The sequence below is a fragment of the Thermoanaerobacter mathranii subsp. mathranii str. A3 genome (assembly GCF_000092965.1).
GTDB classification, from domain to species: domain Bacteria; phylum Bacillota; class Thermoanaerobacteria; order Thermoanaerobacterales; family Thermoanaerobacteraceae; genus Thermoanaerobacter; species Thermoanaerobacter thermocopriae.
In genome coordinates, this window is record NC_014209.1 from 542796 (window position 1) to 561751 (window position 18956).

General features: G+C 35.8%; 14 protein-coding genes and 1 pseudogene. All 15 read left to right on the forward strand.

Annotation, left to right across the window (positions count from 1 at the left end; all coding sequences use genetic code 11):
- The first annotated feature begins 645 nt into the window (after positions 1–645).
- The 15 genes and pseudogenes from TMATH_RS02550 to TMATH_RS02620 all read left to right on the forward strand — a co-directional run bounded on the left by TMATH_RS02550 (position 646) and on the right by TMATH_RS02620 (position 18699).
- Complete coding sequence (locus tag TMATH_RS02550; protein WP_013149860.1) at positions 646–2175, forward strand: ABC transporter ATP-binding protein; 1530 nt, start codon at positions 646–648, stop codon at positions 2173–2175.
- Positions 2175–3233, forward strand: a complete 1059-nt coding sequence (locus TMATH_RS02555) for an ABC transporter permease (RefSeq protein WP_013149861.1) — start codon at positions 2175–2177, stop codon at positions 3231–3233. Before TMATH_RS02550 ends, TMATH_RS02555 begins: the two co-directional genes overlap by 1 nt.
- Complete coding sequence (locus tag TMATH_RS02560) at positions 3233–4153, forward strand: ABC transporter permease (RefSeq protein ID WP_013149862.1); 921 nt, start codon at positions 3233–3235, stop codon at positions 4151–4153. The genes TMATH_RS02555 and TMATH_RS02560 overlap by 1 nt, the downstream gene beginning before the upstream one ends.
- Positions 4154–4168: 15 nt before the next feature.
- Entirely contained in the window at positions 4169–4894 is a 726-nt protein-coding gene (locus TMATH_RS02565) for a GntR family transcriptional regulator (protein ID WP_028991846.1), read from the forward strand.
- Between the two features lie 15 nt (positions 4895–4909).
- Positions 4910–5317 (forward strand): cytidine deaminase, encoded by a 408-nt coding sequence (locus TMATH_RS02570; protein WP_012994565.1) that lies wholly within the window; start codon positions 4910–4912, stop codon positions 5315–5317.
- Positions 5318–5349: 32 nt separating this feature from the next.
- The gene (locus TMATH_RS02575) at positions 5350–6519 is read left to right on the forward strand and encodes a phosphopentomutase (protein WP_013149864.1); all 1170 of its coding nucleotides are present in this window, start codon (positions 5350–5352) and stop codon (positions 6517–6519) included.
- Positions 6520–6534: 15 nt separating this feature from the next.
- On the forward strand, positions 6535–7830 hold the full coding sequence (locus TMATH_RS02580; protein WP_013149865.1) for a pyrimidine-nucleoside phosphorylase: 1296 nt from the start codon (positions 6535–6537) through the stop codon (positions 7828–7830).
- A gap of 118 nt (positions 7831–7948) precedes the next feature.
- Complete coding sequence (locus tag TMATH_RS02585; RefSeq protein WP_041591629.1) at positions 7949–9595, forward strand: methyl-accepting chemotaxis protein; 1647 nt, start codon at positions 7949–7951, stop codon at positions 9593–9595.
- A 122-nt stretch (positions 9596–9717) separates the two neighbouring features.
- The gene (locus TMATH_RS02590) at positions 9718–10665 is read left to right on the forward strand and encodes a DUF7916 family protein (protein ID WP_013149867.1); all 948 of its coding nucleotides are present in this window, start codon (positions 9718–9720) and stop codon (positions 10663–10665) included.
- 320 nt (positions 10666–10985) lie between these two features.
- Positions 10986–12386: an N-acetylglucosamine-specific PTS transporter subunit IIBC gene (nagE, locus tag TMATH_RS02595; RefSeq protein ID WP_013149868.1), complete on the forward strand. Its 1401-nt coding sequence runs from the start codon at positions 10986–10988 to the stop codon at positions 12384–12386.
- A 112-nt stretch (positions 12387–12498) separates the two neighbouring features.
- Complete coding sequence (locus TMATH_RS02600; RefSeq protein ID WP_012994571.1) at positions 12499–12984, forward strand: PTS sugar transporter subunit IIA; 486 nt, start codon at positions 12499–12501, stop codon at positions 12982–12984.
- Between the two features lie 17 nt (positions 12985–13001).
- A complete protein-coding gene (gene glcT / locus TMATH_RS02605) occupies positions 13002–13829 on the forward strand; it encodes a glucose PTS transporter transcription antiterminator GlcT (RefSeq protein WP_013149870.1) in 828 nt (275 codons plus the stop codon).
- Between the two features lie 131 nt (positions 13830–13960).
- Positions 13961–15112 carry a homocitrate synthase gene (nifV, locus tag TMATH_RS02610; protein ID WP_013149871.1) on the forward strand — a complete coding sequence of 384 codons (1152 nt, stop codon included), beginning with the start codon at positions 13961–13963 and terminating at the stop codon, positions 15110–15112.
- Between the two features lie 24 nt (positions 15113–15136).
- Entirely contained in the window at positions 15137–17068 is a 1932-nt protein-coding gene (locus tag TMATH_RS02615; RefSeq protein WP_013149872.1) for an aconitate hydratase, read from the forward strand.
- 107 nt (positions 17069–17175) lie between these two features.
- Positions 17176–18699 (forward strand): annotated as a pseudogene (locus TMATH_RS02620) (IS1182 family transposase).
- Positions 18700–18956 lie beyond the last annotated feature (257 nt).

The following is an 18956-nucleotide window of genomic DNA, read 5'->3' on the forward strand; positions in this document are numbered from 1 at the left end:
AATAAGAATTTATACTACTGAAGCGTTTAAGAAGCATTCTTGTCATTTTCCTATTCCGGCAGCTCCCTTGGAGAAGCCGTAAAACCGCTTCGGAGTAGACTACAAAATAATTTGCTGACGGAGTGAAGCTATAGCTTTCTGATTCGGCTTTAGATGCCTGTAAGCTTTTAAGGAATTTGCCAAATTGTGACAGAGGCTTTTTGCATTGCTTCCAATACTAGGTAGAGTTTTAAGAAATCCGGAGCAACAGGCAAAGTGAGGCTGAAGAAGAAGTTCTAGAGCTGCCGGAAAAATATTCTTTCAAGCAAGCAATTAAACGATTGCGTAAACGAGTAAGTTCCCGAGTTAAAGTTCCTGGTGGCGGGCTGATTTTACAACGGCAAGAAAGGCATATTACTCAAGTGACCAGATCCAATGCGGGGAAACAAGACAAAATCCAAGCACATTTAGGCCCATCAGGCTGATATGATGAAGCTGAAATAGGTACAGCTAGTAAAGTTGTTCCCCAATCTACCGTAGACATAGTAGATCAAGTAGCAGAGAATAAAAAAGATGATAAAATAGCAATATCTGATAAAGTTTCAAAATAAACTAAATTCAAAAAAACGGGGCTTATGCTATAAGCCCCTTGTTGGAGGTATGAGTATGAGTGTTATATTAGAAGTAAAAAATATTACGAAAGTGTTTCCTAAGGTTGTAGCAAATGACAATGTCAATCTTACAGTTGAAAAAGGAGAAATTCATGCTATACTTGGAGAAAACGGTGCTGGTAAATCCACTTTAATGAATATTATATACGGCTTATATAAACCGGATTCAGGTAAGCTTATTTTTGATGGTGAAGAACTTAATCTAAGTGGTCCTCATGAAGCTATTGAAAAAGGCATAGGAATGGTACATCAGCATTTTATGCTTATTCCTGCTTTGACAGTTGCAGAAAATATTGTATTAGGAGCGGAGCCTAAAGGTATAACTTATGATAGAAAAAAAGCAAATGAACTTATAAGAGAGATTTCAAAAAAATATCACTTAGAAATAGAGCCTGAAGCAAAAGTAAAAGATTTGTCTGTCGGTCTTCAGCAAAGAGTTGAGATTTTAAAAGCATTCTATAGAAAAGCGAAACTTTTGATACTTGATGAGCCAACAGCTATGCTTACTCCTCAGGAAATAGAAAAATTATTTGAAATAATGAGAGGACTTGTAAAACAAGGTATGTCTATAATATTTATAAGTCACAAGTTAGAAGAAGTATTAGAAATTTCTGATAGAGTTACTGTTATGAGAAGAGGTAAAACTGTTGGTACTTTGAACACAAAAGAAACGAATGAGCAAGAACTTGCTAATTTAATGGTTGGTAGAGAAGTAATATTGAGAATAGAAAAGAGTGAGTACAAGCCAGGGGATGTCGTTTTAAGTGTTAAAAATTTAAATGTAGTTGACCAGCAGAACGTTCCTAAGGTTAAAAATGTAAGTTTTGAAATACACGAAGGAGAAATTTTTGGACTTGCAGGTATTGATGGAAATGGGCAATTAGAATTAGTGGAAGCTATAATGGGATTAAGGCCTAAGAAATCAGGCAATATTTTATTTTACGGAAAAGATGTTACAAATTTTACTACAAGACAGCTTTATAGAGAGGGTATATCGTATATTCCACAAGACAGGCAAGCAGATGGACTTGTTTTGGATTTTACAATTGCAGAAAATTTAATTTTGAGGGAATATAAAGATTCTGCCTATTCTCGTCATGGTGTAATTCAATACAAAAAAGTTTATGAAAATGCTGAGAGAAAAGTTAAGGAGTTTGACATAAGACCTCCTGAGTACATGCTTAAAGCTCGTGGGTTATCAGGAGGAAATCAGCAAAAAGTTATTTTGGCAAGAGAGGTAGGATACGATCCTAAGCTTTTAATTGCAGTTCAGCCAACACGTGGAATGGATGTTGGTGCCATAGAATATATCCACAAGAGAATACTTGAATTAAGAGACAGAGGTGCTGCTGTATTTCTCATTTCATTAGAGCTAGAAGAAATAATGTCATTATCAGATAGGATTGGAGTTATATACAATGGACAGCTTATGGATATTTTGGACGGCAAAACTGCCACAAGAGAACAAATAGGAATGCTTATGGCTGGTTCACGATTTGATAAGACGACATTGGAGGCGAGATAATGAAAAATCTTTTAAAAGAACTGTATATTCCTGCTGCAGCTGTGCTTATAGCAATAATAGTTGGTTCTATTATAATGCTTATTACAGGATTTAATCCTATAACTGCTTATATATCTTTGTTTATAGGTGCTTTTGGCACAATCAATAATATTGCAAATACTCTTGCAGCTGCTGTGCCCCTTATATTGACAGGATTAGGTGTAGCTATATCTTTTAAAGCTGGACTATTTAATATAGGTGCAGAAGGACAGTATTGGATAGGTGCAATAGTAGGTGTTTGGGTAGGCTATAGTTTTACTGGATTACCTTGGTATATCCACATACCTTTTGCAGTTATAGCTGCAATGATAGCAGGAGGGCTTTGGGCAGGACTTATCCCGGGACTTGCAAAAGCCCATACCGGCGCTAACGAAGTTATAACTACCATGATGATGAGTTATATTGCTATATATTTTAGCCATTTTTTACTTGAGTTTGGCCCTATGATGGAGAAGGGAAGAACAATTCCTCAATCTCCCCGTATTAATGAAAGTGCAGTTATACCTGTTTTAATTAAGAATACTCAACTTTCTTATGGAATTTTTATTGCTCTTGCTGCTGCAATTTTTGTATATTGGCTTATGTTTAAAACGACATGGGGTTTTGAAATGAGAGCAGTAGGATATAATCAAAGAGCAGCAAGATACGCAGGAATGAATGTGCCTTTGAATATGATGCTTTCATTGGGTTTAAGTGGCGCATTTGCAGGACTTGCTGGAGCAGTTCAGATGTTAGGAGTACAGCATAGACTCTATAATAGTTTTACATCAGGATATGGTTATACAGCAATAGTTGTATCGCTTCTTGCAAATAACAATCCGCTAGGAGTTATATTTTCTGCAATTTTGTTTGCGGCTTTAGGTACTGGTTCTCAGTATATGCAGCTTAATGCGCAGGTACCAGGTCAAATGGCAGACGTTATTACAGGGCTTATAGTGTTCTTTGTAGCAGCTCATAGAGTAGCAGAGGTTATAAAAAACAAATTTGCGAAAAACCGCAAAAAGGAGGTGCAAGCATAATGGAAATATTTTTAAATCCCCAACTTTGGGCAGCTACTTTGGCGATGGCAACACCATTGGCATTGCCTGCGCTAGGTGGTACCTTTTCTGAAAGGTCTGGTGTTGTAAATATAGCAATGGAAGGTATTATGCTTATTGCAGCATTTTTTGCTGTTGTGTTTTCTCATGCCACTGGTAGTGCTTGGTTAGGACTTTTGGGTGCTATAATTGTTGGGCTTATAGTAGCTTTGATTTTTGCGTGGGCGGCTGTAAGCTTAACAGCTAATCAAATAATTTTAGGTATGGCTATTAATATTTTTGCATCGGGTATTACGGCATACCTTTTAAATACGATGTATGGTTTTACAGGCACTCCTACTGATACTCCTATGCTTCCCACTATAGATATTCCAGGCATTAAGAATATACCATTTTTAGGTCAAGTTTTAAGTGGTCACAGTGTAGTAGTGTATTTGATGATAATAATTTTATTCATATCAAATTATTTTTTGTTTCACACAAATTTAGGTTTAAGACTTCGAGCAGTTGGTGAAAATCCCGAGGCGGCTGAAACAGCAGGTATAAATGTCATAAAATTAAGATATCTTGGCGTTGCTTTAAGTGGTATTCTTTCTGCCATGGGTGGTGCTTATCTGTCAATAGGTGCGTTAAATAGTTTCAACCCTGATATGACAAGTGGTAGAGGTTATATTGCACTGGCAGCAATGATATTTGGGAAATGGACGCCTTTTGGCTCTTTTGGAGCTGCACTTCTCTTTGGATTCGCAACAGCTCTTAGCATGCAGCTTCAAAATACGGCATTTTCTAAGAATATAATTATGATGTTGCCCTATATAGTAACAATACTTGCACTTGTTGGTGTCGGTGGAAAGAGCGTACCACCTGCTGCAGATGGAGTACCATATACACCGAAGAAATAGGGGGATTTTATGTCGATGCTGCTTCCTGAGAAAAAACCGCTGTATGAGCTCGCCTTAAGGAAAATGGAAGAATTGATAAAGACAGGGCAGTGGAAGGAAGGGAGTAAGCTTCCTTCTGAGTCACAGCTTGCCAAGCAATTTGGTATTAGTCGAGCTACTTTAAGAGAAGCAATGAGAATTTTAGAGGAGGAAGGACTTATAATAAAACAGCAAGGAGTAGGAACTTTTGTAAAGAGAAAACCCCTTATCAAAAGTGGATTAGAAGAGTTATTTAGTGTTACCACTTTAATTGAAAGGCAAGGGATGGTACCTGGTACAAAAGATTTTACTGTATATAAACTTCCTGCCACCGAAAATGAGGCAAATCATTTAAAATTAAAACCTGGGGATATTATATATAAAGTAGAAAGGGTAAGAACAGCAGATGAGGTCCCTGTTGTATATTGCATAGACAGGTTACCTCAAAGCATTGTAGGAGAATCTTTTACTGGATTTGAACAATCTGTATTTTCTTACCTTGAAAATGAGCACTCTATTACAATAACTTATGCAATTTCTAATATAAGGGTTATAAAGCATGACCCTGTTGTTGAGAAAAAACTGATGATGGACAAAAATGATTCAATACTTCTTTTAGAGCAAGTGCATTACGATGAAAACAATACGCCAATCCTTTATTCTTCTAACTATTTTAATGCTTCTAAATTTGACTTCTATATTATACGCAAAAGAATATTATGAAAGTAGGTGTATAGGGTGGAACATAAAGATTATGAGAAGCTTATCGAGTTAGCAAAAGAAGCAAGGGAGAAGGCCTATGTACCTTACTCCCACTTTAAAGTAGGTGCATGTGTGCTTACTGAAGATGGGAAAACTTATCAAGGTTGCAACATTGAGAATGCTTCTTATGGCCTTACCAATTGTGCAGAAAGAACGGCTCTTTTTAGCGCTTATGCAAATGGAGAGAGAAAATTAAAAGCAATTGCTGTAGTTGCAGATACTGAAGGTCCTGTCTCTCCTTGTGGTGCATGTAGACAAGTAATGATGGAATTGGGTGGAGAGGACATGGTGGTAGTATTGAGCAACATGAAAGGCGATTACGCTGTTGTCACTGTTAAAGATTTATTGCCAGGTGCTTTTACCTCAAAAGATTTAGAGAAATAATATGAACATAAGCTCCTAGAAGAGGTGGTAAAATGTTCAAAAGAGTCATACTGATAGTTTTGGATAGCGTAGGAGTAGGAGAATTGCCGGATGCGTATAGGTTTGGAGATGAAGGTTCAAACACTTTAGGTCATGTGACAGAAAAGACAGGTGTCGAACTTCCTAATATGGGGCAATTAGGGTTAGGGAATATAATTCCTCTAAAAAGCGTTCCTGAAAACCCTAACGCTATTGGTGGATATGGCAAAATGGCTGAGAAATCAGCAGGGAAAGATACTACTACAGGCCATTGGGAGATAGCAGGACTCTTTATTAACAAACCATTTCCTACCTATCCCAATGGTTTTCCTGACGAAATTATCAAAGAATTTGAAAAAAGAATTGGAAGAAAAGTTTTGGGCAATAAACCTGCTTCAGGAACAGAAATAATAAAAGAGTTGGGAGAAGAACATGTAAAAACAGGTTTCCCAATAGTTTATACTTCTGCTGATAGTGTATTTCAAGTAGCAGCCCATGAGGATGTCATACCTCCTGTAGAACTTTATAGAATTTGTGAGATTGCCAGGGAAATATTAAAAGGTGACCATGCGGTGGGAAGAGTAATTGCAAGACCTTTTACTGGTTCTTCCGGAAATTTCGTGAGGACAGAAAATAGAAGAGATTTTTCTCTCAAACCTTTTGAACCTACCATACTGGATATGTTAAAAGAAGCTGGATATGAAGTTTTTGCTATAGGAAAAATTGAAGATATTTTTGCTGGGCAAGGAATTACTGGGAAAAATCATACGACAAACAATGACGAAGGTATTACAGCTACTATAAAAGCAATGGATGAAGTTAAAGATGGCTTGATTTTTACAAATTTAGTTGATTTTGACATGCTATATGGTCATAGAAATGATGTTGAAGGGTACGCAAAGGCTCTAAAGAATTTTGATGACAGGCTTCCAGAAATTATGGAAAAACTTACAAAAGAAGATTTGCTCATTATAACTGCTGACCATGGGTGTGACCCTGCTACTGAAAGCACAGACCATTCAAGAGAATATGTCCCACTATTAGTTTATAGTCCTTTAATGAAACATGGAGTTAATTTAGGAGTAAGAAGCACATATGCGGACATTGCTGCTACAATAGCTGAAGTATTCGAGGTTGGTTCTACAAAACATGGCACATCCTTCTTGAGGGAATTACCTTTATGACAGGAGGTATAATTTATGCGGATGTATGACCTTATAATGAAAAAGAGAGACGGTGGAGTTCTTACAAAAGAAGAGATTGATTTTATAATCTCTTCTTATACAAAAGATTATATTCCTGATTATCAAATGAGCGCTTTAGCAATGGCTATATATTTTAGAGGAATGACGCCAGAAGAGACTGCACATCTTACTATGGCTATGGCTTACTCTGGCGATGTGATGGATTTGTCAGCTATTAAAGGAATCAAAGTTGATAAACACTCAACGGGTGGGGTGGCTGACACTACTACGCTGGTGCTTGCTCCGATGGTAGCAGCCTGTGGAGCACCTGTTGCAAAAATGTCAGGAAGAGGTTTAGGACATACTGGCGGGACGATAGATAAACTTGAGTCAATACCAGGAATGAGAGTAGAACTCAGTGAAGAGGAGTTTATCGACAATGTAAATAAATATGGGATTGCTATTATTGGGCAGACAAAAAATCTCACCCCTGCTGATAAAAAATTATATGCTTTAAGGGATGTTACTGCAACAGTAGATTCTATTCCTCTTATTGCAAGCTCTATTATGAGTAAAAAGATTGCCGCAGGTGCAGATGGAATAGTATTAGATGTAAAAGTTGGAAGAGGAGCTTTTATGAAAGATTTAGAAAGAGCCAAAGCACTTGCTAAATTGATGGTAGATATAGGTAATTCTGTTGGCAGAAAAACTGTTGCACATGTTACAAATATGGATTACCCACTTGGGCTTGCAATAGGAAATGCTCTTGAGATAGTAGAAGCTATTCACGTTTTGAAAGGTCACGGCTCTAGAGATTTATTGGAAGTATGTATGCTTTTAGGCTCTGATATGCTTCAGATTGCAGGTATTGCAAAAGACGACAAAGAGGCAAGGGTAAAACTAAAAGAAGCACTTGACAGTGGCAAAGCCCTACAAAAATTTAAAGAGTTTATAAAGGCACAAGGTGGAGATGAAAGAGTAGTTGATGATGTATCACTTTTACCACAGGCTAAGTATGTAAGACCTTGGATTGCTGACAGGAATGTATATATAAAAGACTTAATGGCTTTAGAATTAGGTCTTATAGCGATGAAGTTAGGAGCCGGAAGGGAGAAAAAAGAAGACAAAATAGATTTAGCAGTTGGAATAATGTTAGGGGGAAAAGTTGGAGATATAATTAGGAAGGGAGAGCCTATTGCGACGATATACGCCAATGATGAAAGCAAATTAGAGTGGGCTTTTGATGAAATCAAAAAATACATTCTCCTTTCAGATGAGCCTGTAGAAAGGCCGACATTAATATTTGAATAGTATAGTGTGCGATTCTTCCTTGAGAGGAATCGCTTTTTTTATATTAAAGTTTCATCAATTAAAGCCGATAAATATATATTGAGGTTTTCTAAATCCACTTAGAAGGGGAGAAATGCAAATGGGAAAGACTATTCGTGCTCAACTTATACGTTCATTTGTAATAATAGGAATCCTTATTGTCATTTTAACTTTTACAATTAATGTAGGCCTTATTAATACTATTCAGAATATCGAAAATCTAAGAAAATATGTAGTTAATCAGGTAATCAATGTGTCGAATGCTCAGGTTCAAGTTGCAGTGTTAAGCGGCAACATACAGCAAACTTTAAACGATTACATGCGTGGAAATGCGACAAATTTTTCTGTAGGAGTACCAATTAGTTCGATAGAGACGTATGTAAGTAATATTCAAAATAGTTTAGATGATTATAAAAACACGAAAAACTATGAACTCCTTAAAAAAAATTTATCAGCTATTAATGAAGGCATTCAAAACTTAAAGAAAGCAGTAAATGAATTACCTGAAAAGTATGACTCTGTTAATGATAGTGATAAAGTAGTAACTATTGGTTATTATTTGAATCACATTCAAAGCAGTTTAAATGATTTTAGTTCTACATATTCTCAGGGCTTTTTACCGTATTTCAATCAAATGATAGAAGATAATAAAAAGAATTTTTACGTATCACTTAGTATAAGTATTGCAATCATAGTGATAATTTTAATTTACGCAGCTATAATTGTGAGGAAGTTAAGGAAGTTTGCAAAACTTATAAATTCTGAAATTGACAAGGCAGTAAAACAATCAGAGGAAGTCATGAATTATGCCGTTGATATAAAAAACAAATCAGAAGAAAATACAACAAATATAACCTCATCAAAACAGGGCTTAGAAGATTTAGTAAATGGGATTAACGTAATTTCCGAAAATGTAAATGAAGTGGCTGATTCTATTACTAAGGTTTCGGAGACTAATGAGAATTTGTCACAAGTTTCTGATAAACTTATGAGAGACATGAATGAAGCAATGATGAAAATCAAAGAAATAGAAGAAAATGCACACAGGCAAGGAGAAGAAGTTAAATCATTAATTGAATCCTTACAAGAAAGTTTGGAAACTTCTAAAAATACTTCAAAACAATTGAGTGAACTAGAGAAAAGAATGGGTGGTATAAAGGATATTCTATATTCAATATCAGATATAGCTGAACAGACAAATCTTTTGGCACTTAATGCGGCAATCGAAGCGGCAAGAGCTGGAGAAAACGGAAGAGGTTTTGCAGTTGTGGCAGAAGAAATAAGGAAACTTGCAGCACAATCTACAGAAAGTGTAGAAAGAATAGGAGAAATAATAGAATCTCTTACCCAATTTACGAGGGAAACTGTTGATAATGTTATCAAAAACATCGATACTTCAACAAAAGCATCCATCGAGGTAAATAAAGTATTAGATATTTTTGAACAGACGAAAGAAGGGTTTGATAAAGTTTCTGATATTATTAGTGAAATTTCTGTTGCGGCAGAAGAAACAGCAGTAAGTTCTAACCAAACGCTGCAGGCTATGAAAAATGTGATGACAGCATCACAAAATATATCTGCACAAGTAGAAGAATTGTTGGCTTCTTCTCAGCAACTTTTGGCTGAGATAAATGTAGTAGATGAAAATAATTTGAAAAACCTTGACCACATAAAAGAACAGGTTGAATATACTGAAGAGCAAAAGGCTAATATGCAAAAAATTACGAATATAGTAAAACAGCTGTAGTTATTGACACCAACGGCTATATGGCTTATAATTTACTTAGACAGCGTGCGACTGGTTAAGGCATGAGCTGGTAAGGTAACTAATACCTTGCCAGCTTTTAATTTTTAGAGAGGAGGATTTTTATGAAAAGGATATTTGAGCTTACAATGAAAGACATTGAGAGAATGGACAAAAATACACTCATTGAAACAATCAAAACTTCCGAAGGAAGGACGGTAATGGCAGAGACTATTGTTACAGTTCCACCGCTTATCTATGGGGTATCAAACATGGAGCTTGCAGCGACTTTTGGCAGTGATATGATTACGTTGAATTTTTTTGACTTTCAAAAACCATTTATTTTTGGTATAGACGACATAGAAATAAACTTTTCAGCTGGACCTTCCGAAGTACAAAAAATAGTCGAAATAGCTTCCAAAAACGCAGAGGATTTTCACTATATTAAGAGAGTCAAAAAGATAGTTGGAAGGTTTATAGGTGTAAATATAGAACCAGTTCCTGAAGGAGTAAAGTATGTAGAGGGACGAAAATTAAATAGAGAAAATCTTTTAAAAGCTAAAGAGTACGGATTTGATTATATCGTTATAACTGGGAATCCCAATACAGGGGTAAGTGTCAGTACGATAATAAAAGGAATAGAATTAGCAAAAGAGATTTTGGGTGAAAATATGATGATCATTGCTGGGAAAATGCACGGTGCTGGTTCAGGAAACATATATGAAGACAAAATTTTAAAGGATTTTGTAAAAGCAGGTGCTGACTGTGTTTTGATACCAGCGCCTGGTACTGTTCCAGGAATTGATTTAAATCTTGCGAAAAGGCAGATAGATGCAATACATGAGGAAAGTGCTTTAGCAATGACTACAATTGGTACCTCACAGGAAGGTTCACAAAAAAGCACAATAGAATTTATCGGAGTTCAATCAAAAATGGCAGGGGCAGACATACAGCATATAGGAGATGCAGGATATGCAGGAGTGGCACTTCCTGAAAACATAATGGCACTTTCTATTGCTATAAGAGGAGTAAGGCATACTTATAGGAGAATGGCATATTCTTTGAATAAGTAATAAGTATATACATTACCTTCTTTTAGCAATGGCATTATCAGAAACCTCCAATTTAAATGTATTTTTATTATTCCTTAACTTTAATTATAAATTATTTTTCAAATAATTCAATGAAAAACGAGGGTGTGATTTAAAGATATATGTGAAATTATCAATAATTAGTTATTGACAAACTGCAAAATAGATTATATAATATTTGCAAACGAATACTAAATTACGGCGTGTTACTGGAAAAGCAGGCATGAGCCGGACAAGGTATTATTACCTTGCCGGCTCTTTTTGTTTAAATGCCTGAAAAATGAAAATAAGGAGGTTTTTATATGAAGTGGTTAGCAAGTGTTCAAAAACTTGGTAAAGCCTTAATGCTTCCAGTCGCTGTATTACCTGCAGCAGCATTGCTTTTAAGGCTTGGAGCACCTGATGTTTTCAACATTCCTTTTATCATGCAGGCAGGTGCAGCGGTATTTGACAATTTACCCCTCATCTTTGCTATAGGTATTGCAATAGGTTTTGCAGAAGGGGACGGGGTTGCGGCTCTTGCTGCAGCGGTAGGCTATTTTGTACTGACAAAAGGTGCGACAACTATAAACAAAGATATCAACATGGGAGTTTTAGGCGGTATTTTAATGGGTATCATAGCCGGTTATCTGTATAACAAGTATCATGATATTAAACTTCCTGATTTCTTAGGCTTCTTTGGTGGAAAAAGATTTGTGCCTATTGTAACAGCTTTCGTGGCAATTGTGTTAGCTTTTGCAATGGGATATGTATGGCCTCCAATACAGAATGGCATATATGCTGTAGGCGAATGGATAATTGGAGCAGGAGTACTTGGAGTATTTGTATATGGTGTACTCAATAGGCTGTTGATTCCTTTTGGACTTCATCACGTTATAAACAGTCTTGTCTGGTTTGTATTTGGCACTTTTAAAACAGCAGCTGGCAAAGTTGTAACTGGAGATTTAAACAGATTCTTTGCAGGCGACCCAACAGCAGGAACATTTATGGCAGGGTTTTATCCTATTATGATGTTTGGGCTTCCAGTAGCAGCACTGGCTATGTGGGCAGCAGCAAAGCCAAACCAAAGAAAAGCTGTGTCTGGTGTGTTAATAAGTGCAGCTCTTACAGCATTTCTCACAGGTATTACAGAGCCTATTGAATTTTCATTTATGTTCTTGGCGCCAGTACTTTATGTAATACACGCTCTTTTGACGGGTTTATCTCTTGCTATAACTTATGTTCTTGGTATAAAGGATGGCTTTGGCTTTTCAGCTGGTCTCATTGATTATATCTTAAGCTATGGTATAGCTACAAAACCACTTTTACTCCTTCTAATAGGTATAATTTATGGTGCAATATACTATGTAATTTTCTACTATATAATAGTGAAATTCAACCTGGCAACTCCTGGCAGATTAGAGGAAGAAGCTGTTGACCAATATGCAGACATGTCAAAATCAGAACTTGGTAATATTGCTGTACAATACGTAGAAGTATTGGGTGGAACAGAAAACATCCAATCTTTGGAGGCTTGCATAACAAGGTTGCGCTTGACTGTGAAAGACGATACAATAATAGACGATGATAAACTTAAAAAGTTAGGAGCGACAGGTGTAATTAGAATGGGCAAAAATGCATTGCAAGTAATTGTTGGTACAAAAGCTGATTTGATTGCACAAGAAATGAGAAAACACATGAAGAAAGCAGGAGGTAAAATTTAAGGTAAAAATGTTTTAGGCGGCCGTAAACTGGCCGCCACCAAAATTATTTTAGGAAGTTTGAAATATATGGGTATAATAAAATATGGTAAAAAATACAGAAAGGGCTGATTACATGTTTAACATATTTAAAAAGAAAAAATACGTAGATATATATTCTCCTATTAATGGTATATTGTTAAAAATTGAAGATGTGCCAGATCCTGTATTTTCACAAAAAATGGTAGGGGATGGAGTGGCGTTAGAACCTACGGAAGGTATTGTATATTCGCCGGTCAACGGCACCATTATACAATTGTTTCCTACAAAACATGCTTTGGGATTAAAAACAGAAGAAGGTTTAGAATTATTAATTCATATTGGGATGGATACAGTAGAAATGAAAGGAAATGGATTTGAAAGTTTTGTTTCGGAAGGTGAAAAAGTCAAAGTAGGAGATAAGTTGATAAAATTTGATATGGAATTGGTTAAAAAAGAACACCCATTGACATCTCCAATTATTATTACTAATATGGATATAGTGGATAAAATTGTAAAAGAACCTGACGGTGAGGAAGTAAGAGCTGAAAAGACAAAGATTATGAGAGTATACCTCAAGTGAAAAGTGAGGTATTAATTATGTATCAAGTGGTAAAAGTTCTTAACAATAATGTGTGTATGGCAAAAGATGATAAAAGTGTGGAATGCGTAGTCATTGGAAAAGGCATAGGATTTGGCAAAAGACCAGGTGATATTATTGAAGAAGATAAATTAGAAAAAATATTTTATGTACAAGAAGATGTTAATAAAATTAAATTTTCTGAGTTAATGGAAGAGATAAGAGGAGATGTAATAGGGATTGCAGAAGAAATTATAGCGATGGCAGAAAAAATAAAAGGAAAGAAACTTAATGAGCATATACACATTGCACTTGCTGATCATATTGCTTTTGCAATTGAAAGAATAAATATGGGAATAGATATAAAAAATCCTTTTAATATGGAGATAAAAGCTTTATATAAAGATGATTACAATATTGCATTAAAAGCGTTAGAACTGATAAAGCAAAGGCTTAATATTTCACTACCCGAAGATGAAGCAGGCTTTATAGCACTTCATTTGCATGCTGCTGTAGAAAATGCTGGTTTGTCAAATACTTTGAAAAATACTAGATTGATTTCTCAATTAGTGTCAATAATTGAAAATCAATTAGGAAAACATATTGATAGAGATTCGATTGATTATCTAAGACTTGTAACTCACCTGCGTTTTGCTATTGATAGGTTAGAAAAAAATACACCAATAGCAAATGAACTTTTAGCCTCGATAAAGAAAAAATTTAAGGGAGCTTATAAGATAGCAATGCAAGTCTCAAAAGTAATAGAAAATACATTAGGAAAAGAAGTTCCCGAAGAAGAAATAGGATATATTGCAATACACATTCAACGATTAATCAATACTATTTAGCAAACCCGAACTAAAATTAATTTTAGTTCGGGTTTTGCAATTTTGCATTGTAAAAATTGCAAAATACTATTGACTTTATAAATGGTTACATATAAAATATCTTATATAGAATTTTTGAAGGGGGAAGCTAAATGGCTCTTAAAAAGGGGAAGAAAGTCTATATTGTTGATACGACTTTAAGGGATGGAGAGCAAACTGCAGGAGTTGTGTTTGCAAATAACGAAAAAATCAGAATTGCACAAATGTTAGATGAAATTGGGATAGACCAATTAGAAGTAGGTATTCCCACAATGGGAGGAGACGAAAAAGAAACTGTTGCAAAAATTGCAAAGCTTGGATTGAATGCCAGCATAATGGCATGGAATAGAGCAGTAGTAAAAGATGTTCAAGAGTCTTTGGAATGTGGCGTTGATGCAGTTGCAATCTCTGTGTCTACTTCTGATATTCACATTGAGCATAAACTTAAAAAGACAAGACAATGGGTTTTGGACAATATGACAGAAGCAGTTAGATTCGCGAAAAAAGAAGGTGTATATGTTTCTGTAAACGCAGAAGATGCCTCTCGTACAGATATGGACTTTCTTATTGAATTTGCCAAATGTGCAAAACAGGCAGGAGCAGATCGTTTAAGATTTTGTGACACTGTAGGCTTTTTAGATCCCTTCAAAACTTACGACATGGTCAAAACAATAAAAGAAGCTGTTGATATTGATATTGAAATGCATACCCACAATGACTTTGGAATGGCCACTGCCAACGCTCTTGCGGGTATGAAAGCAGGAGCCAATTTTATAGGAGTTACTGTAAACGGCCTTGGAGAAAGAGCCGGAAATGCTGCTTTAGAAGAGGTTGTAATGGCATTAAAGCACGTCTATAAAATAGATTTAGGAATAGATACAACTAAGTTTAGGGAGATTTCCGAATATGTTGCTTTAGCCTCAGGAAGACAGTTGCCAGCATGGAAAGCTATAGTTGGAACAAATGTCTTTGCTCATGAGTCAGGTATTCATGTAGATGGTGCTCTTAAAAATCCTTACACATACGAAATATTTAACCCTGATGAAGTAGGCCTTGAAAGGCAGATAGTAATTGGCAAGCATTCTGGTACTGCAGCTCTTATTAATAAGTTTAAAGAATATGGCAGAGTTTTAACAGAAGAAGAAGCAAATCAGCTTTTGCCTCATGTAAGAAAATTAGCTATACAGCTTAAGAGGCCGCTTTTTGATAAAGAGTTGATGTACCTTTATGAGGATGTTATTAAAAATAGAGAAAAGGCTATATAAAATTATGTTACAGGAGTGAAGGCAATGAATCTTACGCAGAAAATACTATCTTCTCACCTTGTAGAAGGAGAAATGGTGAAAGGTCGAGAAATAGCAATTAAAATTGACCAAACTTTGACTCAAGACTCTACTGGTACCATGGCGTACCTACAATTAGAGGCTCTCGGTATCGATAGAGTAAAAACTGAGCTTTCTGTTGCTTACATTGACCACAATACATTACAGCAAGGTCCTGAAAACGCGGATGACCACAGATATATTCAGACTGTTGCAGCAAAATATGGCATATATTTTTCAAGGCCTGGCAATGGAATCTGCCATCAAGTACATCTCGAAAGATTCGGAAGGCCTGGGAAAACTCTTTTAGGTTCTGATAGCCATACGCCAACAGCAGGTGGGTTAGGAATGTTAGCTATAGGAGCAGGAGGATTAGATGTTGCTTTGGCTATGGCGGGAGAGCCTTACAGAATTATTATGCCTTCCATTGTAAATGTGAGACTTACTGGGAAGCTTAGACCTTGGGTATCCGCAAAGGATGTAATATTAGAGCTTTTAAGAAGACTTACAGTAAAAGGTGGAATTGGGAAGATTTTCGAATACTCGGGAGATGGGGTAAAAACTCTATCAGTACCCGAAAGAGCTACAATTGCCAATATGGGAGCAGAGTTAGGAGCTACTACTTCAATTTTTCCCTCAGATGAAAGGACTTATGAATTTTTAAAAGCCCAAGGAAGAGAAAATGCATTTGTGCCTTTGGCTGCCGATGAAGATGCAGAATATGATGAGGTCATTGAAATAAACCTTGATGAACTGGAACCATTAGTAGCACTCCCTCATAGTCCTGATAATGTTGTAAAAGTTAAAGACGCAGGAAGGCCAAAAGTTGACCAAGTTGCTATAGGGTCATGCACAAATTCCTCTTATGCTGATTTAATGAAAGTTGCTTCCATATTGAGAGGCAAGGTTATTCCAGAACATGTAAGCCTTGTAATTGCTCCTGGTTCAAGACAAGTTCTTAACATGCTTGCAAAAAATGGTGCGCTTTCTGACTTAATCTCAGCAGGTGCGAGAATATTGGAAAGTGCTTGTGGTCCCTGCATTGGCATGGGTCAAGCTCCCGCAACAGATGCAATTTCTGTAAGAACCTTTAATAGAAACTTTTATGGTAGAAGTGGTACTAAGTCAGCATCAGTGTATCTTGTAAGCCCTGAAGTTGCTGCTGCTGCGGCTTTGACAGGTTATTTAATTGATCCTAGAGAATTAGGAGAAGCCCCTGAAGTCCCCTATGTAGAAAAGTTTGAAATAAATGATAACATGATTGTTAAACCACCGGAGGATAGAGAAAAAGTTGAAGTAATAAAAGGTCCTAATATAAAGCCATTTCCTCTTAACACTCCTCTTTCTGATATAGAAAAGAGGGTGCTAATTAAAGTAGGAGATGACATAACTACAGACCATATAATGCCTTCAAATGCTAAGTTGTTACCATTAAGGTCTAATATTCCTGAACTTTCGAAACACTGCTTTGAGATAATAGATGAAAACTTTTCGAAAAGGGCGATTGAATGGGACGGTGGTATAATTGTCGGTGGGGTAAATTACGGACAAGGTTCAAGCCGAGAGCACGCAGCATTGGCTCCGCTTTACTTAGGAGTAAAGGCTGTTATAGCAAAGTCATTTGCAAGAATACACAAAGCAAACCTTATAAATAGTGGAATTCTTCCTCTTACTTTTGTAGATGAAAAAGATTATGAAAACATTGAGGTTGGGGATGTTTTAAAGATAGAAAATGCGGTAGCACAGGTAAAAAGAGGTGGCAGGATCACAGTAAAAAACCAAACGAAAGGCACAACTTTTGAAGTAAATCTTGATGTTTCAGATAGAAACAGAGAAGTACTCATAGCAGGCGGTATGATAAATTATGTAAAAAGTAAAAATACTAAAAAAACCGGGTGATATTCCCGGTATTTCAGACTGTTGACAAAATATCGGGAACCCGTTATGATGAGAAGGGTTCCTTGTTATTTTAGTGGTATAAAGCAAAAGAGGAGAGGAGAAGGAAGATGTTAACAAAGAAACAGGATGCAAGACATCAAATAGAATTTGTAAGCATAGATCAATTAGTACCAAAAGACCACCTTTTAAGAAAGATAGAAAAAGTCATAGACTTTAGCTTCATATACGATTTAGTAAAGGACAAATATTCCGAAGATCACGGCAGACCAAGCATAGATCCAGTAGTATTGATAAAAATACTGTTCATTCAATATCTTTTTGGTATACCGTCGATAAGAAGAACAATAGCAGAAATAAAAACAAACGTTGCATATAGATGGTTTTTAGGGTATGGGTTAACAGAAGAAACACCTCATTTTTCAACATTTAGCCAGAACTACATAAGAAGATTCAAAGGGACAGACATATTTGAGAAAATATTTACGAAGATTTTAGAAGAAGCAATAAGGCATGGGTTAGTAAATGCAGAGGAAGTATTCATAGATTCCACTCACGTAAAAGCAAGTGCCAATAAGAAAAAATATACAAAAGAAATAATAGAACAAGAAGCCAGGACTTATCAAGAAAAACTAGAAGAAGAAATAAACAAAGATAGAGAAGCTCATGGAAAAAAAGCCATTAAAGAAAATCAAGACGATAAAGACGAAAGAAGTAAAAGTAAGCAAAACAGACCCAGATAGTGGAATGTTAAACAAAAATGAAAAAGAAAAATGTTTTGCATATTCCTTTCACACAGCATGCGATAAAAACGGATTTGTATTAGGAGTAAAAGTTGAAGCAGCGAATGTACACGACAGCGTAATGTTTGAAGAAGTACTAAAAGAAGTTGAAAATAGGGTAGGAAAACCAAAAGCAATAGCAGTAGATGCAGGATATAAAATCCGTACATATTAAAGACAATATTTGATAGAGAAATAATACCAGCAGTGCCATACACAAGACCAAAAACAAAAGACGGTTTTATGAAGAAACATGAATTTGTGTATGATGAATACTATGACTGTTACATATGCCCACAAAATGAAATACTAACATATGTTACAACTAATAGAGAAGGATATAGAGAATACAAATCAAACCCAGAAAAATGTAAAAACTGTCCTTTAAGAGAAAAGTGTACCCAAAGTAAAGACTACACAAAGAGGATATTCAGGTATATATGGGAAGGGTATGTAGAAGAAGCAGAACACTTAAGGCATACACCTTACTGTAAAGAAGTATATGAGAGAAGGAAAGAGACAATAGAGAGAGTGTTTGCGGATTTAAAGGAGAAGCATGGTTTGCGATGGACAACATTAAGAGGGAAAGAAAAATTGTCCATGCAAGCGATGCTTGTTTTTGCTGCCATGAATTTAAAGAAAATGGCCTTATGGTTATGGAGGAAGGGCAAAAGGCCCTTTGACATTTCAAAACTTTATCCATTATTTGGAGTTTTAAAGAAAATTTTATCCAGATACATACAGCCCCTGTTTTCAAAACTGGGAAAACAGGGGCTTAAATTTTGCTTTGTCAACAAACTGAAACCGGGTGATATTCCCGGTTTTTTAATGTGGAGTGTACCGAATTTGTAACTGTTGTATTGGCAATGGCAAAGACTCGTACCGAACTTAAAGAAAAGGGGGAATAAGGAAATGTGTTTGCTAGTTTGAATTTATATAAGAATGGGATGGCAGTCGGGATAGTAGAGACAAAATAATGTGAAGTGTGATAAAGCTTTAAAAAGATGAGAGGTTGATGATAAAATTTTTTATAATTTTTATATATTTTAAGAAGGAATTTTAAAAATAATGTCGAATATATAAAATTAAGATAATAAGAAGTTAGAAAT